The organism is Bacillus sp. OV166, from assembly GCF_900177675.1.
Lineage (GTDB): Bacteria > Bacillota > Bacilli > Bacillales > Cytobacillaceae > Neobacillus.
The window spans coordinates 5,962,835-5,988,248 of the sequence record NZ_FXWM01000001.1 but is presented as its reverse complement, the minus strand read 5'-3'; the positions used below and the strand labels follow the sequence as shown (position 1 = coordinate 5,988,248).

Below are 25,414 nucleotides of genomic sequence, written 5' to 3'. Positions count from 1 at the left end.
AAATTTTTAAAAAGACATGTAATCCTTTACATTTTTTGGATTTCAGGAAATTTCTCAAATGTAAACGATTACTAGTCAAAATTCAATAAACTTTAATTTTTGTAAAGGGGGTGGTGCCACACTTATAGATTGTAAGGTGGTACCGACAAATAACGAGCTTCAACTAAATAACTACTATAGTGGGGGTAATCAAATGAAAAAGAGTTTTTCTATTACAGTTTTACTGTTACTTGTTTTAAGTGTTTTTCTTGCAGGGTGTGGCGGAAAAAAATCTACATCTGAACAAGCGAGCACGAAAAAGAATGAAAACTACTCAGAAATAGCTTCAGGACCATTAACGATCAATCCAAAGATTCCTGATTTAGCGGTACAAGATAAAGGGCCGAACGGAGAACAGGCCGTTTCAGCTAAGACATTGCAGCTTACGGAAGATGAGCTAAAGAAGATTAAAGAAGGTAATTATAAAGCGGCGATTGTTATGCACTACTCTGGTACTGACTATATGAATGCCGCAGTTGGTGCGATGAAGGATACATTTAAGAAGATGGGCATCAAGATCGTTGCTGTAACAGATGCACAGTTCAAAGCGGAAAAGCAAGTAAATGATATCGAAACCGTTTTAGCGAAAAAGCCGGACATTATGATCTCTGTTCCAGTTGATGCCGTATCTACCGCACCAGCTTATAAAAAGGCTGTTGCCCAAGGCGTAAAGTTAGTATTCATGGATGGTGCTGCACAAGGTTTAGTTGCAGGTAAAGATTACATCAGTATTGTGTCTGGTGACAACATGGGTAACGGAGCAACCGCAGCAGACATTATGGCTGAAAAACTTGGCGGAAAGGGTAAAGTCGGCATTGTGTATCACGATGTAAACTTCTTTGTAACCAAAAACCGTTCTGATGCTTTTGAAAAAAGAATCAAAGAAAAATATCCAAATATTGAGATTGTCGCAAAAAGTGGGATTACTGGTCCAAATCAGGCAGAAGAAGTAGCATCTGCTATGTTGACAAGACACCATGATATTGATGGTATCTTCGCTCCATGGGATGTACCGGCTGAAGGTGTTATGGCTGCAGCAAGAACGGCTGGCAGGGATGACCTAGTTGTTACAACAGTTGACTTAGGTACAAACGTAGCAATCTCGATTGCACAAGATGGAATTGTTAAAGGTCTTGGAGCACAGCTGCCATATGACCAAGGTGTAGCACAAGCGATCCTTGCCGGCTATGCCCTAATAGGAAAAGAAGCACCAGCGTATGTTGCTTCACCATCAATCAAAGTTACGAAAGAGAATGTATTAGATGAATGGAAGTTAATCTACGGAACAGAGGCTCCTGACACAGTAAAAAATGCGATGAAATAATTTTAAAAAAAGGATAGAGGCTGCTTTTGAAAGCAGCCTCTAACATAAAAAGAAGGTGAACTTGGATGGAACAACCGATTCTCGAAATGAGAGGTATTAATAAAGCTTTTAATGGGATTACCGTTTTAAACGATGTACATTTTTCCGTCAAAAAAGGTGAAGTTCACGCCTTGATGGGGGGAAATGGTGCCGGGAAATCGACGTTAATGAAAATCCTCACAGGCGTATACTCTGCAGACAGCGGCGAGATTTTAATTGAAGGAAAACCGGTAAGCATTAAAAGTTATGATGATGCTCAAAAGAATAATATATCGATGATTTTCCAAGAGTTTAGTTTAATTCCTACCCTTACCGTCGCCCAAAACATCTATCTTACTCGTGAGAAGAAAACATCATTAGGGCTGCTCGATGATAAGGATTGTGAGAAGAAAACAGAAAAATTGCTTGAAGAATTAGGCGTAGATATTAGACCAAATGATGTAGTTCAAAATTTTGGGGTTGGCTATTGGCAGATGACGGAAATTGCCAAAGCACTTTCCCAAGAAGCAAAGATTCTGATTATGGATGAGCCAACCTCGTCCTTAACCAAAAATGAAACGGAAGTACTCTTTAGTTTTATTAACAAATTGAAAGCAAAAGGTTATTCCATCATCTATATTTCTCACCGGATGGATGAAATCTTTGAAATATGTGACCGAATCACGATTATGCGTGATGGCCGATATATCACAACAGAAAAATGCAGTGAAACCGATCTTGATACTGTAATTTCACATATAGTCGGTATGCAATTTGACCAAGCGTTTGAATGGAAAGAACGTTCCTACGCAACGGACGTGCCGCCCATTTTTGAAGTAAGAAACTTAAGTGCCGAACATGTCCAAGATATTAATCTAAAAATTCAGCCGGGTGAAATCGTTGGAATTGCCGGGTTAATGGGAAGCGGCCGGACGGAATTACTTCGAAATCTCTTTGGGATTGACCCAATTAAGAGTGGAGACATCTACATCAGTGGTCAAAAACAATCCATTAAGAATCCTAAGAATGCCATAGAAGCCGGACTTGCATTGATTCCGGAGGACCGCCGGATGCAAGGATTGGTCCTTGAACATAGTGTCAAGGATAATATGATTCTTCCAATTCTTTCGAAGGTGAAAAAAGGAGCTTTTATTGATAGTAAGAAATCCAATGAGATTAGTAATGAATTTGTAAGGAAGTTAAATATTAAAACGGATAATATTTTTAAAAAGGCCGGGTTGTTATCGGGCGGTAATCAGCAAAAAATCGTTCTAGCTAAATGGCTGGCGAACGACCCTACTGTCTTGATGTTGGATGAACCAACGATTGGTGTGGATATTGGTGCAAAAACGGAAATTGTGGAGATTATTAGAGCCATGGCCGAAAACGGCAAGGCAATCCTTGTGGTCTCTTCCGAACTTCCAGAACTGCTTGCATTGAGTGATCGTGTCATCGTTATGCATGATGGGAAAATTAAAAAGGAAATGACCCGCAGGGAGATTAAATCAGAGGAGGAATTACAATATGCAATCCAAGGTTTCTAGTATTCAAAAGCCAGCAACTCCTTCATTGAAAGGATTCGAGTGGCGTAATTATATTGTCTATTTTGCCTTCGTGGGCGTATTAATCTATTTTTCTATCAGCTTAAGTGATGAAGGTTTCTTAACTTCAGGGAACTTATTAAACATTGTTAGACAAACAGCGACGATTTCTTTGATGGCGTTGGCAATGACATTTGTTATTAGTACAGGGGAGATTGACCTTTCTGTTGGTTCCATTGCTGCCCTTTCTTCTCTAGTCGGTGCATTAGCCATCCAAGCGGGTTATGGCATTATTGGTGGACTCATCGGCGGTGTAGGTACTGGACTTGTGGTTGGATTAATCAATGGTTTGCTAGTAACAAAAGTAGCGATTCCTTCCTTCTTAGTAACACTGGGAACGATGGGAGCCATTAAAGGTGCTGCGATGTGGGTTACAGATACTGCTCCAGTTCCGATTGTAGACGCAAATTTCAATTTCATCTTTGGTTCAGGGGACATTGGTCCAATTCCAGTTTTACTTATTTGGACTCTAGTATTTACAGTGATTGCTCATATCTTACTTCGTAAAACATCTTTTGGCCGTCAGGTATTGGCGACAGGTGGTAACGAAAATGCGGCAAGATTCTCTGGCGTAAAGACAATGAAGATCAAGCTAATGGTATTCCTTGCAACTGGTTTAATGGCTGGTTTAGCTGGTCTTCTCTATGCGGGCCGTATGAATGCCGGACGTTTCTCCTTCGGTGAAGGCGATGAGCTTTCTGTTATCGCTGCGGTTATTCTTGGTGGAACAAGCTTGTTTGGCGGTGTAGGAACGATTATCGGAACGATTGTTGGTTCCCTAATGATCGGTACAATCAACAATGGTTTGATTATCATGGGTCTTGATGTCAGCCAGCAAATGATTATCAAAGGAATTATCATTATCTTGGCGGTGGCATTTGGTAAGAAAGCGTTGAAGAGGTAATTTTTAATAAAGGTTTCCGCGGAATAATAGCAAAATTCTGCGGAATTCCCCCGGAAATTGACGGAATTAATGAGAAAACTGGCGGAATTTCCTCGGAAATTGGCGGAATTAATGATAAAATCGGCGAAATTCTTTTCAAAAAAAGCGGAATGACCCTATAAGGTCTATAAATTTGCATCCTTGAACAACACGATCAACTTTTGAACAGGAGGAAGAAAGGTGGAGAAGATTAAAGTTGGTATCATCGGTACTGGTTTTATCGGGCCGACTCACATAGAAGCCATCAGAAGGCTTGGTTTTGTAGAAGTAGCTGGTTTGGCGGAAACCAGTCAAGAAATGGCTGAAAAAAAGGCAGCTGAGCTTGGAATTCCGAAGGCCTTTGGTGATTACCGAGAAATGCTGAAAGACAGCGAAATCCAGGTCGTGCACAATTGCACACCAAATCATCTTCATTTTGCCATTAATAAAGAGATTATTTTAGCTGGAAAGCATGTTGTCTCAGAGAAACCGCTGGCTATGAACAGTGATGAATCAGCAGAATTGTTGGAGTTAGCAGAAAAACAAGGCGTCATCCATGCGGTGAACTTTAATTACAGACAGCATGCGAGTGTACAAAACTTAAAAGCGAAAATCACTGAAGGTGATCTTGGGAAAGTGAACATGGTTCACGGAAGCTACTTGCAGGACTGGTTATTATATGAAACAGACTACAACTGGCGTTTGGCGCCGGAAGTAGGCGGAAAGTCACGCGCAGTAGCTGACATTGGTTCCCATTGGTGTGATACCGTCCAATTTGTAACAGGCAAAAGGATTGTCGAAGTTTTTGCCGATTTAGCAACTGTTGTTCCAGTAAGAAAGAAGCCTACAGGAAACGTAGCTACTTTTGGGGCACAGACTATAGAAGATATGGAATATGAAGATGTTCCAATTAATACAGAAGATTATGCATCCGTTCTTGTTCGTTTTGAAGATGGATCAAGAGGAGTCTTTACTGTATCTCAAGTAAGTGCCGGACGGAAAAATAGATTAAGCTTTGAGATTAATGGAAGTCAAGCTTCAATATTCTGGAACCAGGAAGAACCAGAGAAGCTATGGATCGGGCACCGGGACAAAGCAAATGAAGTTCTATTAGCGGATCCGGCGTTGTTTTCACCTGAGGCAAGGTCTGCTATTCATCATCCTGGAGGGCATAATGAAGGCTGGCCAGATGCTTTGAAAAATATGATGTTGAATTTCTACTCGTTTGTTCGCGATGGCAAAAGCCTGAAAACAGACAAGTCTAATTTTGCGACATTTGCAGACGGGCACCTTTCGATGTGTATCACAGACGCAATCTTGGAAAGTAACGAGCAGCAGAAATGGGTGAAGGTTCAGGCTAGCAAGGAGGTACTTGCGTGAAATTAGGTGTATTTACCCCCTTGTATCAGAACCTGCCTTTTGAAGAAATGTTGGATAAACTGGCAGCCATGGGTGTGGAGGCCGTTGAATTGGGGACAGGGAATTATCCCGGCAATCATCACTGTAATCCGGATGAATTGCTTGAATCTCCCGAAAAAAGAAAATCATTCCTGAGAGCGCTTGAAACTAGGGGAATAACGATCAGCGGCTTAAGCTGCCACGGTAACCCGCTTCATCCAAATGTAAACATTGCTCAAGAGTCACATGACGTTTGGCGAAGAACAGTATTACTTGCAGAACTTTTGGAAGTTCCTGTTATCAATGGCTTCTCCGGCTGTCCGGGTGATCATATAAGTGCAAAAAATCCAAACTGGGTTACATGCTCATGGCCTCCGGAATATTTAGAAGTGCTGAACTGGCAATGGAACGAAGTCGTGATTCCTTATTGGAAAGAGGAAGCAAAATTCGCGAAGTTGCACGGCATTAATCAAATAGCTTTTGAGATGCACCCAGGATTTGTAGTTTATAATCCTGAAACTCTACTAAAGTTAAGGGAGCATGCCGGCGAAAACATTGGTGCAAACTTTGATCCGAGCCACCTTGTTTGGCAAGGAATTGACCCGGTCGAGGCCATCAAAAAGCTTGGCAGGGAAAATGCGATTTTCCATTTCCATGCGAAGGACACTTATTTAGATCAAGCAAATATCAAGATTAATGGTGTTTTAGATACAAAGCATTATAGCCAAATTTTAGACCGCTCTTGGACATTTAGATCAGTCGGATACGGCTCGGACGAAAAAATGTGGAAAGACATAGTAAGTGCCCTTCGAGCGGTCGGATACGATTATGTCATTTCCATCGAACATGAAGATATGCTTGCTTCCACCGACGAGGGACTAAGCAAAGCTATTACTCTCTTAAAAGGGGCCATGTTCAAGGAGAAAATTTCCGAGATGTGGTGGGCATAATTTTTTGGAAGCATGGGTGGAAGCATGGGGACGGTTCTCTTGCTTCCAAAGGGAGGGTTTTCCCTCCCGCAGCTCATTTCAAGGAAATATGATAGGATAATTGTTTTTCAAAATTAATGATGAATGATTGGAGGCAGTACGATGACAACAATGAATGCAGTATTTTTTCCAGGAGATAAAAAGGTAGAGATTCGCCAGATTGAAATTCCAACGCCTGGCCAAGGGGAAGTATTAGTTCAGTTAAAAGCATCAGCGATCTGCAGAAGCGATATGAGCTTATATTATGGAACTTCCGTTTTTGAAGGAACAAAATGCGGATGCACGGTACCAGGGCATGAACCTGCAGGAGTTATCACGGAAGTAGGAGCTGGCGTTTCCAATTACAAAGCGGGTGACAGAGTTGCTGTTTACTTAGCTCTTGGCTGTGGTGAATGTGCACATTGTAAGAGCGGCTACAAAATGTTCTGCAAAGAGTTTAAATGTATCGGCTTTGACTCTCACGGCGGTGACGCAGAGTACATGGTCGTTCCAGCTGAAAACTGTATGAGATTGCCAGATAGCATGAGTTTCGTAACGGCCGCTGTTTCAACCGACGCTGTTGGAACCCTTTATCACGCACAAAAGAGATTAGGAATTTCCGGTAGAGATTATCTCGTTATTTTTGGAATGGGTCCTATGGGCGGTGCGGGTGTGATGATCGCCAAAGGATTAGGCGCAACCGTTATTGCTGTTGATATGCTTGATGAGCGCTTGGAGCTTGCGAAGGAATTGGGTGCGGATTATACCATCAATGGTAAAACAATGAATGTTCAAGAAGAAATTGCTCGTATTACAAAGGGTCTTGGTGCAGATGCTGCGATTGATTGTTCCGGAAGCCCTTACGGTGAGAATGATGCATTAGATTGCGTGAGAGCACATGGACGTGTCGCTTTTATCGGGGAAAGTAAAGAGACAACAATCAAACCAAGTGCGCAATTAATTCGAAAACAGATTTCTGTAATGGGTTCTTGGTACTTCCCAATTCAAGAATTTGATGAAATTGCGGAGTTTATTGTTAGAAAGAATCTGCCTGTGGAAAAATTAGTTACTCACCAATTTAAATTGGAAGAAGCGGAAACAGCTTTCCGTTTGTTTGACGAAAGAAAGACTGAAAAAGCTGTGTTTGTTTGGGAATAATCACATTGAATAACAAAAATTTGCTTTATGACTTAATTTTTGAGGAGGATCAAAAAATGAAACTTTCATTTAATACTTGGGTTTATAATTCTTTTCCATCCATGTTGCCCTTTTATCCATTAGAAGAAGTGATTAGTCGAATTGCTGCATTTGGATATGATGGAATTGAAATAGGTTGTGCGAGTCCGCATGCATGGCCTGATTATCTATCCACACAAAGACGTAAGGAAATTCTTCAGCATTTAAAAAGAAATAATCTTAATGTAGCTGCTATGCTTCCCGCACCTGGAGGAGGACCTGGAGTGAATCCAAGTTCAGCTTTGAAAGAAGAGCGTGAATTTACGATCAATCATTATAAGGAAGTCATTCGTTTAGCGCATGACTGGGAATGCCCAACTGTGATGTGGCTTGCCGGCTGGTTTGGTTTTGGTATGAACAAACAAGAAGCATGGAAGTATAGCCGCGAAGGTTTGCAAGATGTGGCAAAATATGCAAAAGACCTTGGAATCACATTAGTAGTTGAACCTCAAGCTGCTGATTGTAATTTAATTGAATCGGCAGATGATGCCCTGCAGTTGGCAGAAGAATCAGGTGAATCCAATGTGAAAGTGATGTTTGATACGTTCCATGCCCTATATCGTAATGAAGTACCGAGTGATTATGTTTATAAAATGAAAGATAAGTTGCATCATGTTCATATTTCGGATGACGATCGTTTACCGCCTGGACAAGGAACGGTAAATTGGGATTCCGTATTAAAAGCATTAAAGGAAATCGATTACAAGGGCTACCTCTCAATGGAAATTGGATTTGGTACTAGAAAAGCAGATCCTGATTGGTATGCAAAAACATCCATTGATTACTTGACAGAAAAGTTAAAAGGAATTGGATGTAAGTAATAACCTAATTGAAAAAAGCATTATACGGGCGAATGCAGTACGTTTAAATGCCACTGGTTCGCCCAGTTAATCTATTCAAAAGGGCTAATAATAAGAATAAGTGTTTTTCCCCTCTTTTAAGTGAATTTAAAACCAAAATTTAATCGATTATATAATCACCGAGAAAAGCAGTAAAAAATTAATTAACGGAAAATTGTAATCGATTACATTACGTGAGAGGGTGTGATACATAAAAACGATAAAAATACTTCAGTATTTCTATCAACGGATTAAAAGTTACAACCATGAAAAGGGGGCAAGTCATGAAAAAGTTACTAACTGTTTTTACTATGATTCTATTTATCACTAGCGTTGCACTTGTCGGATGCGGCAAGAATAGCACAACTAGCAGCGCAAGCAAAGAGACAGAGAACACAAAAACAGAAGAAACAACCGCAAGTTCAGGCCCAATAACGATTAATCAAGATATACCCGATCAGGAAATTTTAAGTAAAGGTCCTAGTGGAGAAACCGCTGTTTCAGCAAAAACATTGCAGCTTACTGAAGAAGAGGTGCAAAAGATTAAAGAAGGCAAATACAAAGCTGCGATTGTTATGCACTATGCTGGTAATGACTGGGCAACCGCTCAAATCAATGGCTTAAAGGCAACTTTTGCAAAAATGGGGATTAAAGTCGTAGCCGTAACAGATGCTCAGTTCAAGGCTGAAAAACAAGTATCCGATATTGAAACTGTTTTAGCGAAAAAGCCGGATATTATCGTTGGGATCCCGGTAGACCCTGTTTCAACTGCATCTGCTTTTAAGAAAGCGGCAGATGCAGGCGTGAAAGTCGTGTTTATGGACAATAAACCAAAAGGACTGGAAGCCGGCAAGGATTATGTGAGCGTAGTTTCTGCAGACAACTATGGCAATGGCGTTCAAGCAGCCGAGATCATGGCGAAACAGCTTGGTGGAAAAGGAAAAATCGGTGTCATTTATCATGATGCAGATTATTTCGTGACCAAACAGCGTACAGAAGCCTTTGAAAAAACAATAAAAGAAAAATATCCAAAAATTAAAATCGTTGAACGCGGCGGTATCATTGGCCCTAACGATGGAGAAAAAGTAGCATCAGGTATGCTGACCAAAAATCGTGACCTTGATGGAATGTTTGTCGTTTGGGACGTTCCCGCTGAAGGCGCTTTAGCAGCAGCACGAACGGCAGGAAAGAAGGATTTTGTCATTACGACTATTGATTTAGGGACAAACGTTGCTTTAGACATTGCATCAAATGGTTTGATTAAAGGTCTAGGTGCTCAGCTGCCATATGACCAGGGGATTTCAGAAGCGATTTTAGCTGGTTATTCTTTACTTGGTAAGGAAGCACCTGCCTATGTAGCTGTCCCAGCGTTAAATGTAACGAAAGAAAACGTATTAGATGCATGGAAACTTGTTTACCACCAAGAGGCACCAAAGTCCATCCAAGGGGCAGCTAAATAATAAAAACACTATTATTATCTAAATCTATTATTGGGGGTTACTATGAAAAAACTTACTTTACTAATCGTAACGATACTCTTAATTAGCAGTTTGGCTCTTATGGGGTGTGGAAAACAAAGTTCAACTGCTTCAGGTAAGCAAAAAGAAGCATCAGTAAAAGTTACCTATCCTCTTACCATTAACCCTGAAATACCAAGCGATCAGAAAATTTTAAGTACAGGTCCAAATGGAGAAACAGCCACACCTGCAGCAACTTTGCAATTGTCTGAAGAGGACGTAAAGAAAATTAAAGAAGGTAAATTCAAAGCCGCTATTTCCATGCACTATGCAGGAAATGATTTCTCAACTGCCATCATCAATGGTGTAAAAGACACTTTTGAAAAAATGGGCATCAAAGTTGTGGCCGTTACGGATGCCCAATTCAAGCCTGAAAAACAAATTTCAGATATCGAAACCATCATGGCTAAAAAGCCAGATGTTATCGTAGCTCTGCCGGTTGATCCTGTTGCTACTGCTCCCGCTTTTAAAAAGGCTGCGGAAGCCGGTGTAAAACTAGTCTTCATGGATAACGTACCAAAAGGGTTCAAAGCTGGAAAAGATTATGTCAGCGTTGTTTCATCAGATAACTATGGAAACGGTATCTTTGCCGGTGAAATTATGGGTGATGAACTAAAAGGAAAAGGGAAAATCGGTGTTATTTTCCACGATGTTAATTTCTTTGTAAATAACCAGCGTAAAGAAGCATTTGAGAAAACCATTAAAGAAAAATATCCAAATATTAAAATTGTTGCCCATGGTGGAATTATCACTCCTAACGATGCTGAAAAAGTAGCCTCAGGTATGTTAACAAAACACAAGGATTTAGATGGGATTTTTGCGATTTGGGATGTACCAGCGGAAGGAACACTTGCTGCGGCTCGTACAGCAGGGAAAAATGATTTAGTTATTACGACAGTTGATTTAGGAACAAATGTGGCGCTTCAAATTGCTTCTGGAGGAAATGTAAAAGGTCTTGGCGCACAGTTACCATATGAAAATGGAGCTGCGCAAGCTCTTGTTGCCGGATATTCATTACTTGGCAAGCAATTAGATCCATACTATGTTGTTCCATCGATGAAAGTTACAAAAGAAAACGTCTTAAAGGTTTGGAAAATGGCTTATCGTCAAGATGCCCCTGAAGTTATTCAAAAGGCAGCAAAATAGTCATCGCGTAACTAGTCAGAAAAGAGATTACAAACTTCCTAGAAAAGAAGTTAAATAGTGGCCGCTTTTACATGCGGCCCCTCTTTAAAATCCAGAGGAAGTGTACATAGACAAAATAGTGATAAGGAGATGTTCAAATGATTAAGTACTCTTACAACACGCTAGTATATGCAGGAGAAGATATTGAAACTAGTATTGCTAGACTCGCTAAATATGGTTATAACGGTGTGGAATTTGTAGGCGAGCCAGAGCAAATGGATGCAGACCGCATTAAAGGATTATTGGAAAAATATAATATTGAAGCTTCCACTATTTGTGCCATTTATAACGCTGAAAGAGATTTAGTTTCTAGTAAAGAAAATATTAGAAGAAATGCAGTCGAGTATTTAAAAAGCTGCGTTGATTTTGCCAGCAAAATCGGGGCAAAAGGAATCTCTCTCACTCCAACTGCTTGTATGAAAATTTATGGAGAGGCGGATCGAGAAACAGAATTGAAATGGGCTGAGGAAGGAATACGGGAAGCTGGTATTTATGCGGGAGAACATGGGGTTCGCTTAACGGTAGAAGCATGGAATCGTTATGAAAACTATCTAATCAATCGATTGGAGCAATCACTTGAGCTGGTCAATCGTGTAAATCTGCCAAGCGTAGGTGTGATGGGTGATACCTATCATATGAATATTGAAGAAGTCGATATTGCCGACACCATTAGAATGGTTGGAGAGAAATTATATCACCTTCACATCGCTGATAGTAATCGAGCGGCACCAGGACGTGGTCATATCGATTTTGAGCCAATCGCTCAGGCTTTACGTGATATTAATTATAGCGGTTATTTAACGATGGAGCTATTGCCTCCGTTTGCCGATCCTTTTAATGGCACTAGATGTGAAGAGTTTTATGATCAATACACTGAAGAGTCAATTAATTTCCTAAAAAACCTTTTTAAGGAGGAAAAATAAGATGGCACAAGATACAGTAGTAAACAATGAAAATTTAGAAGCTGGGTTTGATCAAAAAGTAATGAAAGCTGCCGTGTTATATGGTAAAGAGGATTTAAGATTAGAAGAAGTACCGGTTCCTGAACTTGGGGATAAGGATGTATTGATAAAAGTAAAATATACCGCAGTATGTGGTACTGATCCGCATATTTATGAAGGTCGTTTTCCAGCAAAACTTCCACTGATCTTAGGTCATGAATTTTCCGGTGAAGTGGCAAAGGTTGGTTCTAAAGTGAGCTTTGTACAGCCAGGTGATCGTGTAACTGCAGATATCAATATTAGCTGTGGTACATGCTATTATTGTCGCCATGGCCAAAAATTGCATTGTGAAAAAATAACTCAATTAGGGGTACACATTAACGGAGCATTTGCCGAATTTGTAAGAGTTCCAGAGAGTAATATTCATAAGTTGCCAGATTCTATGTCTTGGATCCATGGAGCCTATATTGAGCCATTAGCATGTGCAATCAGCGGTCAGGATAAAGTTAATGTCCAATACGGTGAAACAGTCGCGATTATTGGCGGAGGTCCAATGGGTATCGCTCATGCCTTACTTGCAAAATTGAAAGGTGCTAGTAAAGTAATCCTATCCGAACTAAATCCTGCGAGAATTGAATCAGCTAAAAATATTGGTGTTGATTATGTCATCAATGCAGGTGAAGAAGACCCGGTAGAAGCTGTTAAAAGATTAACAGACGGACGCGGTGCTGACGTTGTTATTGAAGCGGTAGGTTCTGCCTATACTTACGCGCAAACGTTTAAATTAGTGAGAAAAGGCGGAAAAATACTGGTTTTTGGAGCAGCCCCTGCAGATGTAACAATTCCTGTAAGTCCATTTGAAATTTACAGCCGTGAATTAACCATTGTTTCCTCCTATGCAGGAACATATGACACCTTCTCTAAAGCGATTGATTTAATCGCAAGCAAGCGTTTTGATCCAACTCCAATCTTCACAAATCATTTTGAATTTGCAGATGTGAAACACGGAATTGAAACGGCAGAGCATAATAAGGATATCCTTAAAACTGTAGTTAAAATCTCAGATTAATATATAGGTAGACAGAGTTCTCTACGGTTTATGTGGGAACTCTGATTTTTTCATAATCTAAGAGGTGAATTCAAATGTTCAAATATAGTGCCACACAATGGATATACGGAAATGAAAGTTTAGAAGATAGCTTAAAAAGGCTGAAGAAATATGGTTATCAAGGTGTCGAACTCGCTGGCGAGCCGTATACCATTGATATTGAGGAAACGAAAGAACTTTTAACAAAGTATGAACTTGAATGCAGTTCTATTTGTGGAATTTTTACCCCTGAAAGGGATCTTTCCTCATCAAACGACGAAATTAGAAAAAAGGCAGTCGAATATGTGAAAAGATCGGTTGATTTAGCGAAGACTTTACATGCATCAACTCTAATTGTCGTTCCTACTTGTGTTGGTAAACTTAGCCCAGAAACGACGCTTGAGGAAGAATGGAATAATGCCATTCAAAGTGTGAAAGAGGCGGGGCTGTATGCAAAGGAACAAGGAATCACCATAGCCATTGAAGCATTAAATCGTTATGAAACCTACTTAGTTAATAACCTCACCTTAGCCTTACGTTTTGTGGAGGAAGTGAATGTAGTAGGTGTAGGGATTATGGCGGATCTGTTCCACATGAGCATAGAAGAACGTGATATGACGGGATCGATAAAGAAAATATCGCGTTATCTTGCACATGTACACATCGCCGATAACACAAGGGAAGCTGCTGGACTAGGACAAACGAATTTTGCACCAGTGATTTCCCTGCTTAAAGAACTTGGTTATAAGGGTTATTTTACGATGGAGTTCCTACCTGCCGTGTCAAATCCTTATGTGGCTTCAGGCCTTCAAGGGGAAGCTAATGTTTTTGATGACTTCACAAAGCAATCTATTAAACATATGAAGGAAATTGTTGAAGCACTATCATAAAAGATATTAAGTATAAAAGGTGGAATTTATAGATGATTATTATTCATGCGTACTTTAAAGTGGAACCACAACAACGTCAAGTATTCCTGGATCAGGCTAACCTAGTAGCGGAACCATCTCAAGCAGAAGAAGGTAATATTAGCTATGAATATTTTGAAAATCCAAAACAGCCTAATACCTTTGTATTTGTGGAAAAGTGGAAGGATCAAGCGGCGATTGGTGTTCACGAAGCGACCGCTCATTTTCAAAACTTCGTTAATATCGTCCCTGGACTATTAAGTGAACCAATCCAAGTACAACTTTTCGATGCAAGCGAAATAAAAGGTGCCTAACTCTTAGTAGCTGTCCTTGCGTTATTAGTAACGAAAGAAAATGTATTAGATACATGGTAATTAAAATCACCAAAAATCTATTCAAGGTGCCGTAAAATAAACAACCAGCTGTAAAAATAAAGAGGCTCGATTTCTAGAGCCTCTTTTACTGTAAAAGCTCCTTATTTATCAAATAAAGCAGTCGGAGTGTACCTTTGGTCAAAAATGGATTACTTAGAATGCTATTTATAATGAAAGGGGACATACAGCGTGGGAAAGTCTTCTGTTTTATTAAATACTCCCCAGTTTATCAATATTAAAGGAATAAATGAAATCAGTCCAAATTGGATTAAAAAACATTCCGATCCTAATTATACAGAGATTGTGTATATTCAACAGGGGTGTGGAGAGTTTATCTTTGAAGAAAAACCTTTTATCGGACAAGAAGGAGACCTTATATTTATTCCCCCTTTTAGTCATATCGAAGGTAAATCTTGTACAGACGATCCTCTCAAAGGGATTTATATCTGTGTTTCGAATCTGCATATTAATGGTAATGATAAAGGTTGTTTAACCCATTCTAATGATCTTCCTATTATTCATTTGCAAGATGAAAAAAAGGAGATTGATAACTACTTAAAAGATATTTTACGGGAATATCGGACGAAACATGCTGGATATCAAGACGTAATCTCTTCAATATTACAAGCGGTTATTATTAAAATTACTCGCCTTATAAAAAATTCTGATTATGATTCCGTTTCTCCAGTCTGTCTTGAAGTAAAAAAATATATAGAAGTAAATTTTCGGCAAGAGCTTACATTAAACGATTTAGCTAATCTAGTTTATGTCAGCCCCTACCATTTAGCTCATGTTTTCAAGGAAGAAATGGGAGTGCCTCCCATACAATACATGATTTATTGCCGTATAGAAGAAGCAAAACGATTACTTAAGCAATCTAATCTATCTGTAAGAGAAATCGCATCTATCATTGGTTATGAGAATCCAAATTATTTTAATCTTCTATTTAAAAAATTAACAGGTAACCCGCCAGGTAAATACAGAAGGATTATTACATCTAGTTCTGATTTTTCCAAAAGTAAAGGGAAAACTAACACTTGATGTAATGGATTACATCTATTTTGAATTTCTTCTGTCTGTAAAACTTATTTCTCGCAGCTAGTCTTTCCATACCAATGGAGAGGCTATTTTTATTTCATGAAAAAATGCAGCTTTTACTTAGAAAGCGTTAACAATAATATGTATCTTTTTTCGCAATTTTATTAATTTTCTATTATTTATATTCCCTGTACTATAGAAATTGTAGTAATAATTATTGTTTCATCGAAAGGGGAAAAGAAAAACATGAGCACAAAGAAAACATTTGACTACAAAGGAGAACCAGTCCAACATGCGAAAGCTATCGTAAACGGAGTTAGGTTACACTACATGATCGCAGGTCAATAAATTCACAACGGACTCGAAACACGACATATGCCAAATTTTCAAAAAATGTTGCAGAAGAGTTGTATGGCTAAATTATGAACAACCTGCAAAATAGGAGAGTTGCAAGTGTAATACGAAGGGTTATGTTCTTTGAAATTTTTAAAAATTTCTGTTATTTTCGCTTGAAGGAATAAAATTTAGGTCTAATGTGTTAAAAATCCATTCCCAGTAAAGGGAAAAGGTGTTTGACAGCGATTAGAAAAAGTGAAAGATATGAATTTTAATAAAAATGTAATCGTTATCATTTATGTAGAAAAAAGCCTCAAACCTACTGACAGTATTGCTTTAAGGGGTTGAATGCAATTCATAGCCTTGCTATTTTCGCTATTATAGGCATGGTCCAGCAATTGAGGGAGGCAAAACATTTGTTATAATTTGTAATCGGTTACAAAAAAGAGAATAAAAGGAGAGTGTCTAGCATGCCAGGTATTAGCTCATATGGTGGAAACGAGAAACAAAAGTTCGAGGCAACAGGATACTTTAGACTTGAACGAGATAAGGAAAGATGGTGGTTGGTAGATCCTGAAGGAAACGTATTTGTGACGATAGGGGTCAACCATGCGGACGAAACAAACTTGAAATATGATCATAATTTTGAGATTTGGAAAAATAAATACGGCTCCAGAGAGAATTGGATAAAAGGATTAACTAAAGATCTTAAAGACTGGGGATTCAATACAATCGGCTGGACAGGGGACTATATTAGTGGAGACTGGGGTGTCGCGCTCGATTGGTTCGGTGATCCGATCAATCTAGGGCATTCAACAAGCTGGTCAGCTGCTGATTATAAGCACGCCGACATGCCTTATTGTCTCCAAATTCGAGTTTCAGAATTTGAGGACTGGAACGGCCAGCCTGTCTATCCAGATGTTTTCTCCCACGAATTTGACATGTACTGCGAATATTTGGCGAGAAGCATTTGTGCTGACCATGCAGAAAGCAAGAACCTTATTGGTTACTTCCTTGTTGATATCCCGGCCTGGATCCGGCATGCAAGCGGAAGGGACTTCGAAACATTGAAAGATTTAAATGAACAAGAAAGAAGCAGCAAATTATTTGAAGTGGCTTCCAAGTATTATGAAACGATTACAAAGCACATCCGGAAGTATGATCCTAATCATCTCATTTTGGGAGACAGATATAACGGAAACAAAGGTATTCCTGAAGAAGTGCTTCTAGCAATGAAGCCTTATGTAGATGTATTATCTGTACAGTATTTCACAAGCCCACATGAGGAAGGCTACCAAAAGATGAAGGAAGATCTTGCTCAGTGGCAAAAAATAACAGATAAGCCGGTTATTATAGCAGATATAGGAAACTGGTGCCAAACATGCATGAATCCAAACAGAGTAAGTGATATTAAGGATCAGAACGGCCGGGCTGCTGATTACATAGCCTCACTAAGTACAGTTCTTAACGAACCATGGTTCCTTGGATGGCATTGGTGCGCGCATCTCGAAAACAAAGCAAGAGGATGGGGAATCAAAGATCCGTATGATGTGCCATATGCTGATTTCATCAACCCTGTAAAAGAATTTAATAAGAGTGTTTATCAAAATATTGAAGAGAAAGTCAAGCTTTAATAGATTAGATGTATTTTAGATTAGCGGATTAAGCGGGGGAATGGCCTTGTACCTACTAAACTTCAGAATTGGTTGTGATGTACAGTTTCGGTGAAAAGTAGTTTAAGGAGGTACAGGCTGTTCCTGCCATTCTATATCGTTTATCTTACTCGAGTATCCAGGTCACTTTTAAGATTTATGTTGTAAACGCATTCAATTATTAACAAAACTTAATTAAGAGGAGAAAGAAAAGATGAGTATGCGACGAGTAAGGATTGCGGTTATTTTCACCCTGATGCTAGTGCTGTCAATCGGCCTTGCCGCTTGCGGGGGACAAAGCAGCGAAAAAGCATCCACTGAACCACAGAAAACAGAATCTAATAACAAGACCGAAAATAAACAGGCAGGTCCCGATCCTGATGCCGAACTGGCTAAATTGGATACAGAAATACTGACAAAGGGGCCAAATGGCGAAGAACCGGCATCATATAAAACGGTTAAATTAACAGAGGAAGACCTTAAGAAAGTAAAAGAAATGAACTTAACCGCTGCTATTTCGATGCAGTATATGGGAAATGACTGGTCAGCTACACAGGTTAAAGCCCTAAAGGCTGAGTTTGAAAAGATGGGAGTGAAGGTTGTCGGCGTTACAGATGCCAACTTCAAGCCTGAAAAGCAGACATCTGATATAGAAACTCTAATGGCTAAAAAACCGGATATCCTAGTTTCAATCCCGGTTGACACTGTAGCGAACGCAGGTGCGTATAAAAAGGCAGCTCAACAGGGTGCAAAAATCGTTTTCATGAATCAGGCTGCAAAGGGATTGAAATCTGGAGAAGATTATGTGACAGTAATTTCACCAGCTGACTATGAAAATGGTGCAAGAGCGGCTCATCTTATTGCTCGTGAACTGGGTGGAAAAGGGAAGATCGGGATTATCTATTACGATGCCAACTTCCCAACAACGGAAATTCGTTACAAGGCTGCAAAGGACGTGTTTGCGAAGTATCCAGGGATTACGATTGCTGAAGAACAAGGGATCATGGGTCCTAACTTTGTAGGGGCTGCCGAAGAAGCTGCGAACGCCTTGCTGCTTAGAGAACCTGACTTAGATGCAATCTGGGGTATTTGGGATGTGCCAGCCGAGGGTATTGTTTCGGCTGTAAGGACCGCTGGAAGAGCTGATGATATGATTGTTACTACGATTGACCTTGGCAAGAACGTAGCAATGGAATTGGCTAAAGGCGGTATAATAAAGGGAATCGGAGCACAAACAGTGTATGATGCGGGTGTAACGGAAGCAAGAGCTGCTGTGTTGGGACTACTCGGGAAGTCTGTTGCGCCATTCATCGTTATGAACGGTATTACTGTAGATAAAAGAAACGTGTTAGAGGCTTGGAAGCAAGTTTACTCCACAGAGCCATCAAAAGAACTCATGGACGCTGCTAGATAAGTAGAAGTGTACTTATAGGCCAGGACGGCATCCTCTAACTTCAAAACTGATTGAGACCTGTTTGCCAGAAAGTACCTAAGAAAAGTTGAATTATTCGGCTTTCTTAGGTATTATTTTATTTTGTGTTTTTTCCTTTATATATAAATTTAAAACATAAAAAATACGCTCATTAGATTAAAAGTATAATAAGATGAACAAGTCTACATCCTTCCAAGTATTTTATTTTTCTGCAATCAGCAGTCCAGACATGTGAAGTGTAGTACACTGGTGGTGATTTGGTGGCAGGGTAGCGGAAAATCTAATATTCTGCCACTATTTTATTCGTTTTAAAATTTTATTAAGTGGAAACTTTAGCCTATTATTTCAAGCCTTCCATAACAAAACTGTTATAATCTTATCCGGTTTACTGCTTTGACAGGGCGGTGTTCATAACATTTCTGGCGGTTTTTTATATTTCTTTTAATAAAATCGGCTAGAAGGAGAATTCGGAGCCAGAACCCATCAAAAGTACCCAGAACCCCTCCAAACATTCTATATTTTTTCCACACTCACACGTCCCGAAAAGAAAGTCGCCCCTCTGCCATTTCCGCTGCAATTTGATCGGGAGTTAGTGAGTTAACCAGCTGATTAGTATCCTTTGTTTTGTCCCACAATATATGTTGTTTTTAATTGAATAAATGAACGCTATTTTCTGTTTCTATCATCATTGGTGGAGTAAAATTTTAACTTAATAGAGAAGACATAAACCATACTGGAGCGCAAAATAAAAATGCTAAAAAAATAATCAAAAGTAAACATCCCATACAAAACGCCTTTCTCTAACAAGGGGCTTTTTCTATTCCAAGTATTATTTGTTTGGAGTAGCTTCATAAGTGTATAAAAACAAGTTTAACTGTGAATAAATGTCCTATATAGAGGTGGGATAAATATGTCCTTTAGGCGTGTATTTGATAAAAAAAAGGAAGCGAAAAAACTAAGCATAAATAAAGAAATTTTAAAGGAAAATGGCAGTAGTTTCCTTCATCGGAATTTAAAAGACAACCTTCAACATATTAGGACGGAGGTTGGAAACAGTCCTGATGTTGTTATCCGTGAATTTGAGATTGGAGGCCTGCAATTACAAGCGGCTGCAGTTTTTATCGACAATTTGGTTGACCAGAAGTTAGTCGATGATTTTGTCATGCGTTCCTTGATGGTTGATATCTCTCAAGGGACTTCCAAAAGCACGGTATCGGATAAAAATGTCTTTGATGTTATTAAGGATAAAGCTTTGACGATCGGAACGGTAAAGGTAATCAAGGATTGGAATGGATTAATGTTATCCATTTTGTCCGGTGATACGATTATCTTAATTGAAGGTTGGGCGGAAGCTATTAGTGGCAGCACGAGAGGCGGGGAATCGAGAGGGGTTGAGGAACCATCTTCACAAGTGGTCATCCGCGGTCCTAAGGATGGTTTTACGGAGTCCATAGGGACCAATGTATCCCTCGTTCGTCGTCGAATTAAAAGTCCTAATCTATGGCTGGAGACCATGAAAATCGGCGATGTTACACAAACAGACGTAGCATTCATGTATATCAAAGGAATCGCTAACGATAAACTAGTGCAAGAGGTAAAACAAAGGCTAAATGATATTGAAATTGATGGCGTATTGGAATCGGGTTATATTGAAGATTTGATTCAGGACCAACCATTTAGCCCATTTCCAACTGTTTACAATACGGAGCGCCCAGATAGTGTTGCTGCAAATTTATTGGAAGGCCGAATCGCCATTTTTGTGGACGGAACACCCTTTGTCCTCATCGCCCCGACTACGTTTTTTATGTTCTTCCAGTCTTCGGAAGATTATTATCAACGTTATGATATAGCATCAGCGGTTCGCTTACTTAGATTTCTGGCGTTTTTTATTGCATTATTTGGGCCTTCCGTTTTTGTCGCGGCCATTACGTTTCATCAGGAAATGATTCCCACTCCTCTATTAATAAGTTTATCTGCGCAACGGGAGGGTGTGCCTTTCCCTGCATTTGTCGAGGCTTTATTAATGGAGGTCAGTTTTGAGATATTGCGCGAGGCCGGTGTTCGTATGCCGCGTGCAATCGGTCAAGCGGTATCCATCGTTGGGGCACTTGTTTTGGGACAGGCGGCAGTGCAAGCGGGTATCGTATCTTCAGCGATGGTGATCGTGGTCGCTATTACGGGGATTGCCAGTTTTTCCACTCCAACTTTCAATATGGCGATTTCCGTGCGTCTGCTCCGATTTTTGCTCACGATTTGCGCGGCGACGTACGGTTTTTATGGGATTGCAATCATCAACATGATTATGATCGCTCACTTGTGCAGCCTGCGTTCTTTTGGGATGCCTTATATGGCTCCTATGGCTCCGTTTATTCCTGCGGATCAGAAGGACACCTTACTGCGTCTTCCCTTTTGGTCACTCATTACTCGTCCTCGATTGGTTAGTCAAAAAAAAATAACACGAATGGAGCCCAATTTGCAGCCTTCACCTCCTAAGCAAAAGAAAGGGAATACAGATGAAAGTTAAATGGATAATTCAAACCTTCTTGCTTTTGTGGATGGTGTCTCTTTTGACAGGCTGCTGGAACAAAAGAGAACTGAACGAGATGGCCATTGTTATGGCAATGGGGATAGACAAAGTCGAAGAAACAGGTGAATATCGGGTAACTTTCCAGGTGGTCAATCCGGGGGCTGTCGCAACAGGAGCAACAGGTGGAGGGTCAGGTGGAAATACTACACCAGTTACAGTCTTTTCTGGAACCGAAAAAACCATATTCAAAGCGGTTCGAAAAACATCGCAAAAAGTGCCGCGGCAGCTTTTTTTTGCACATTTACAGCTGCTGATCATTGGAGAGACAATCGCAAAGGAAGGAATCCAGGATTTATTTGATTTCTTCGAAAGGAATCCAGAAACTCGTATGACTACAAAGGTACTTGTAACGAGAGACGTTAAAGCGGGAACTATGTTGAAAATCCTTACTCCAGTGGAAAAAATTCCGGCAAATGGTATTGCTAAACAAAATGAGTTAGCAGAAAAAATATGGGCAGAAAACGTTAATATCGAAATAATTGATGTGGTAAAAGCGTTGGAAAGCGAGGGAAGAGAGCCGATTATCAGCGGGGTAAAAATTGTCGGAGACCTGGAAGAAGGAAAAAAGAATTCCAATTTGGAACAGACTGACATGGCGGCCTCGGCAGAGATCAAAGGGGTTGCCCTTTTCAAGGAGGGAAAGTTAAGGAGATGGCTGGATGGAGATAAGGTACGCGGTCTCTTATGGATTCAAAATAAAATAGAGAGCAGCAGTATTACTACTGATTGTAAAGATGAAAAAGAGGCCATTAGCATTGAAATTGTTCGAGCAAAAACTGGTGTTACCGCGGAAGTACTAGCCGGGAAACCCATTATCCATATCTATATACGGCAAGAAGGGTATGTAGGTGAGGTGGAATGCTCAATTGATTTGACGAAGAAAGAGGAAATCACGAAACTGGAACAAGAATGGGTAAGGGAAACAAAGAAACAAGTTATGGAGACTGTGAAAGTCGCTCAGAGTGAGAAAAGCGATATCTTTGGCTTCGGTGAAGCCGTGAATCGGGCAAACCCGAAAGAGTGGGAGAAGATGAAGAAAGAATGGGACAAGGCGTTTGCTGAAAGCAGGGTAGATGTCAAGGTGGATGCTTTCATCCGGCTTCCAGGGAAGCGGACCAACCCTTTAGAACTAAAATAGAACTAGTGGTCACAGAGAAGGGTGGATTAGGTAAACATGGGAAAAGAAAGAATCAGCTTAAGACAATTGTTTGCCTTGATAGTGTTGTTTGAAATGGGAACTGCAATTGTTATTCCAATAGGTTTTACGGCACAGCAAAGCGTCTGGCTGTCGATATTGCTTGCTTCGATTGGGGGCATTCTGTTATTTCTCGTTTACGATTATTTTTTTCGTCAATATCCTGATCTGCCGTTAAGCGGGTATGCCCGGAAAATTCTTGGCAAATATATCGGATGGCCCTTGAGCTTTTTATATGTTCCTTTTTTCCTTTATATCGCTGCCAGAGATTTGCGGGAAGCTGGTGATTTATTGGTAACCGCCGCGTATGACCAAACGCCATTATTTGCGGTCGTTGCCTTAATGATTATTTCGATTGTTTATGTCTTACATAAGGGTATAGAAGTGTTGGCCAGAATGGCGGAAATCTACCTGATGATTCTGATTGTTTTAGGTGTTTTAGGCCATGTCCTGGTGCTATTTTCCGGCATCATTGATGTTAATAATCTGCTTCCTGTGCTAGGAAAAGGGTGGAAACCCGTTTTAACGGCAGCATACCCCTATATATTCATGTTTCCATTTGGTGAAATGATTTGTTTTACCACGATTTTTCCCTATCTAAATAAACTCCAAGCGGGAAGGAAGACAGGTGTGAAGGCCTTAATGTTCAGCGCCATCGTATTAAGTATCACGCATGCAATTGAAATCTCTGTTCTAGGGACAAAAATATATAGCCGGACCACTTTTCCTTTGTATTCCACGATGATTTATGTGAACATAGCAGATTTCCTGCAGCGAGTAGACGTGATTGCCATACTCACTCTGATTATCGGTGTTTTTTTCAAGGCATCGATCTATTGTTATGCCGCCGTAATCGCGGCATCGGATTTATTCAAGGTGCAGACAAAGCAAAAGATGGTAGTACCTTTTGGAATTATTATTCTTTTCCTCTCGATGATGATAGCGAGTGATTTGTTAGAACACAATGAAGAAGGGAAACTTGTTGTGAAGTTTCTCTTGCCCCTTTTTTCTGTCGTCATTCCCGTTCTTCTTCTAGTGGTCCATTTGATTCGTAAACGATTGGGCCTTTACCGTTCCAATTCATCTGAGGACCAACAGTAATCAGCTAAAATTTTTTACGCGTTTGTGTTTGTTTCCTTTGTTTAAAGAAAGAAAACATGGATGGAATAAACATTATTGATAGCATGATGAACAAGATAACGTATTCCGGAAGGGTCATAACCCAAAACGGGTTCTTCAAATTTGTTATAGACATAATAAGACTCATTCCCATCATCAAATCCATCATGATTGCAATAGCCGTACTTAAGAAAAAGACCAAGAAAAAAAGAACCAATATTTTCATGCAAGAAGCATCTCCTGTTTATCTCATACATCATACGTTTACCGAATATTTTTCTCTTTTTATAAGAAAGTAATTCAAGAAAGATTAGAATTTCGCGGAAATTATATTTTGTTGATTTACGTAAAATCATTGTATTTCTCTATGTAATCGATTACAATGATGTAAAAGAAACACTGAAAGGGAAAGAAATTCATGGTAAGAATTGCAGATGTTGCAAGAATGGCAAATGTTTCAACAGCCACAGTATCCCGAGTGATAAGTAATGCAGGGACTGTAAAAAAAGAAACAGCTGAAAAGGTCTTGGAAGCAATAAAGAATTTAAATTATCAACCAAATATGCTGGCAAGACAATTGAGAAGATCTGAAACAAAAACTATTCTTGTTGTTGTTCCTGACATAACCAATACTTTTTTTTCTGCGGTTCTGCGCGGAATTGAATCGGTTGCAATAGAAAAAGGATATCAGGTGCTTCTTGGAGATGCTCGAAACGTTGTGGAAAGTGAAGCCAGTTATTTGACTATTTTAGGTCAGAAAAAAGCAGATGGTTTGATTTTATTAACAGCAAGGACAGATCAAAAGATATTAGAGGAATTATCCCAGGATTACCCTGTGGTATTGGCATGTGAATACTATGAGGGCTCCCAGCTGCCTACTGTTTCAATTGATAATGTTAGCAGTGCAAGAAAAGCAACAGAATATTTAATTAGCTTAAATCACAAGAGAATAGGACATATCTGCGGACCCTTGAATGTAGTAGTTGGCCGAGACCGATGTAAGGGATTTCATCAAGCGATGGCAAAACACGGCCTATCCGTTGATCCAAGTTTGGTACAAGAAGGCGAATTTTCTTTTGAAAGTGGATTTAATTTAATGATGAAATTTTTGTCACTTGAGGAACCTCCTACAGCCATTTTTGCCGGAAATGATGAAATGGCAATGGGTGTAGTTAAAGCCGCTAAATCAAAAGGTGTTAGAGTTCCTGAAGATTTATCTGTTGTTGGCTTTGATGATATTAAATTTGCATCTATCTTTGAACCTGCCCTAACAACGATTGCCCAGCCAACGTTCGATATGGGTCAAAAAGCGATGCATTTACTGCTAAGAATAATTAATAATGAAGAATTAGATAATAAATATCAATTTATTCTTCCTGATAAACTGATAGTCCGTGATTCATGTAAAGAACTTACCATAGAAGGGTAGTTCTTTCTTTTTTGTTAGAAGCTAAAAAAATAAAGATTTATATGAAAAGCAAAAGGGAGTAATTCTTGAAAAGGGATTGCTCCCTTTTGCTGGTTTATTACAGTATGGGGAACGATTTTGATGCCTACTTACAAAAAAGAATCAGGGAAGTTAAAAAAAATATTGAATTATATTCTGTAATCGATTACAATAAGGGTGTCGAAAAAAAGAGAAAAAATTCATATTTGCTCAATAACAAATAGAAATTTTTTTTCGACCAAAATGTAATC

21 protein-coding genes are annotated in these 25,414 nt (G+C 39.6%); 20 read left to right on the top strand and 1 reads right to left on the bottom strand.

Translation table 11 applies throughout. The features are described 5' to 3' along the window. Positions 1 to 193 precede the first annotated feature (193 nt). The 19 genes from CCK98_RS29385 to CCK98_RS29295 all read left to right on the top strand — a co-directional run bounded on the left by CCK98_RS29385 (position 194) and on the right by CCK98_RS29295 (position 23,698). Positions 194 to 1,363, top strand: a complete 1,170-nt coding sequence (locus tag CCK98_RS29385; protein ID WP_088089836.1) for a substrate-binding domain-containing protein — start codon at positions 194 to 196, stop codon at positions 1,361 to 1,363. Positions 1,364 to 1,428: 65 nt separating this feature from the next. Then, positions 1,429 to 2,925, top strand: a complete 1,497-nt coding sequence (locus tag CCK98_RS29380; protein WP_088089835.1) for a sugar ABC transporter ATP-binding protein — start codon at positions 1,429 to 1,431, stop codon at positions 2,923 to 2,925. Continuing rightward, complete coding sequence (locus CCK98_RS29375) at positions 2,906 to 3,886, top strand: ABC transporter permease (RefSeq protein ID WP_088089834.1); 981 nt, start codon at positions 2,906 to 2,908, stop codon at positions 3,884 to 3,886. Before CCK98_RS29380 ends, CCK98_RS29375 begins: the two co-directional genes overlap by 20 nt. Before the next feature lie 219 nt (positions 3,887 to 4,105). Next, entirely contained in the window at positions 4,106 to 5,284 is a 1,179-nt protein-coding gene (locus tag CCK98_RS29370; RefSeq protein ID WP_088089833.1) for a Gfo/Idh/MocA family protein, read from the top strand. After that, the gene (locus tag CCK98_RS29365; RefSeq protein WP_088089832.1) at positions 5,281 to 6,252 is read left to right on the top strand and encodes a sugar phosphate isomerase/epimerase; all 972 of its coding nucleotides are present in this window, start codon (positions 5,281 to 5,283) and stop codon (positions 6,250 to 6,252) included. Before CCK98_RS29370 ends, CCK98_RS29365 begins: the two co-directional genes overlap by 4 nt. Positions 6,253 to 6,393: 141 nt before the next feature. Continuing rightward, entirely contained in the window at positions 6,394 to 7,428 is a 1,035-nt protein-coding gene (locus CCK98_RS29360) for a zinc-binding dehydrogenase (RefSeq protein WP_256942487.1), read from the top strand. A 56-nt stretch (positions 7,429 to 7,484) separates the two neighbouring features. Further along, a complete protein-coding gene (locus tag CCK98_RS29355; protein ID WP_026565962.1) occupies positions 7,485 to 8,327 on the top strand; it encodes a sugar phosphate isomerase/epimerase in 843 nt (280 codons plus the stop codon). Between the two features lie 302 nt (positions 8,328 to 8,629). Next, the gene (locus CCK98_RS29350) at positions 8,630 to 9,805 is read left to right on the top strand and encodes a substrate-binding domain-containing protein (RefSeq protein ID WP_088089831.1); all 1,176 of its coding nucleotides are present in this window, start codon (positions 8,630 to 8,632) and stop codon (positions 9,803 to 9,805) included. A gap of 42 nt (positions 9,806 to 9,847) precedes the next feature. After that, positions 9,848 to 11,008, top strand: coding sequence for a substrate-binding domain-containing protein (locus CCK98_RS29345; protein ID WP_088089830.1), 1,161 nt, complete (start codon positions 9,848 to 9,850; stop codon positions 11,006 to 11,008). Between the two features lie 137 nt (positions 11,009 to 11,145). Next, the gene (locus tag CCK98_RS29340; protein ID WP_088089829.1) at positions 11,146 to 11,970 is read left to right on the top strand and encodes a sugar phosphate isomerase/epimerase family protein; all 825 of its coding nucleotides are present in this window, start codon (positions 11,146 to 11,148) and stop codon (positions 11,968 to 11,970) included. Position 11,971: 1 nt separating this feature from the next. Then, positions 11,972 to 13,057: a zinc-binding dehydrogenase gene (locus CCK98_RS29335; RefSeq protein WP_088089828.1), complete on the top strand. Its 1,086-nt coding sequence runs from the start codon at positions 11,972 to 11,974 to the stop codon at positions 13,055 to 13,057. A gap of 74 nt (positions 13,058 to 13,131) precedes the next feature. Further along, positions 13,132 to 13,965, top strand: a complete 834-nt coding sequence (locus CCK98_RS29330; RefSeq protein ID WP_088089827.1) for a sugar phosphate isomerase/epimerase family protein — start codon at positions 13,132 to 13,134, stop codon at positions 13,963 to 13,965. A 32-nt stretch (positions 13,966 to 13,997) separates the two neighbouring features. Then, positions 13,998 to 14,297, top strand: coding sequence for a putative quinol monooxygenase (locus CCK98_RS29325; RefSeq protein ID WP_088089826.1), 300 nt, complete (start codon positions 13,998 to 14,000; stop codon positions 14,295 to 14,297). 249 nt (positions 14,298 to 14,546) lie between these two features. Further along, positions 14,547 to 15,398, top strand: coding sequence for an AraC family transcriptional regulator (locus CCK98_RS29320; protein ID WP_088089825.1), 852 nt, complete (start codon positions 14,547 to 14,549; stop codon positions 15,396 to 15,398). A gap of 803 nt (positions 15,399 to 16,201) precedes the next feature. Beyond that, a complete protein-coding gene (locus CCK98_RS29315; RefSeq protein ID WP_088089824.1) occupies positions 16,202 to 17,365 on the top strand; it encodes an agarase in 1,164 nt (387 codons plus the stop codon). A 232-nt stretch (positions 17,366 to 17,597) separates the two neighbouring features. Next, the gene (locus tag CCK98_RS29310) at positions 17,598 to 18,797 is read left to right on the top strand and encodes a substrate-binding domain-containing protein (RefSeq protein WP_218780170.1); all 1,200 of its coding nucleotides are present in this window, start codon (positions 17,598 to 17,600) and stop codon (positions 18,795 to 18,797) included. Positions 18,798 to 19,725: 928 nt separating this feature from the next. After that, positions 19,726 to 21,339 carry a spore germination protein gene (locus CCK98_RS29305; protein ID WP_088089823.1) on the top strand — a complete coding sequence of 538 codons (1,614 nt, stop codon included), beginning with the start codon at positions 19,726 to 19,728 and terminating at the stop codon, positions 21,337 to 21,339. Further along, positions 21,329 to 22,540 carry a Ger(x)C family spore germination protein gene (locus CCK98_RS29300; protein WP_088089822.1) on the top strand — a complete coding sequence of 404 codons (1,212 nt, stop codon included), beginning with the start codon at positions 21,329 to 21,331 and terminating at the stop codon, positions 22,538 to 22,540. The genes CCK98_RS29305 and CCK98_RS29300 overlap by 11 nt, the downstream gene beginning before the upstream one ends. 36 nt (positions 22,541 to 22,576) lie before the next feature. After that, positions 22,577 to 23,698 carry a GerAB/ArcD/ProY family transporter gene (locus CCK98_RS29295; RefSeq protein ID WP_088089821.1) on the top strand — a complete coding sequence of 374 codons (1,122 nt, stop codon included), beginning with the start codon at positions 22,577 to 22,579 and terminating at the stop codon, positions 23,696 to 23,698. Between the two features lie 41 nt (positions 23,699 to 23,739). Here CCK98_RS29295 and CCK98_RS29290 read toward each other — a convergent pair whose 3' ends face one another. Then, entirely contained in the window at positions 23,740 to 23,946 is a 207-nt protein-coding gene (locus CCK98_RS29290; protein WP_142292206.1) for a hypothetical protein, read from the bottom strand. Between the two features lie 188 nt (positions 23,947 to 24,134). On the opposite strand from CCK98_RS29290, the gene CCK98_RS29285 reads away from it, so the two are divergent. Then, complete coding sequence (locus tag CCK98_RS29285; RefSeq protein ID WP_088089819.1) at positions 24,135 to 25,145, top strand: LacI family DNA-binding transcriptional regulator; 1,011 nt, start codon at positions 24,135 to 24,137, stop codon at positions 25,143 to 25,145. Positions 25,146 to 25,414: the final 269 nt, after the last annotated feature.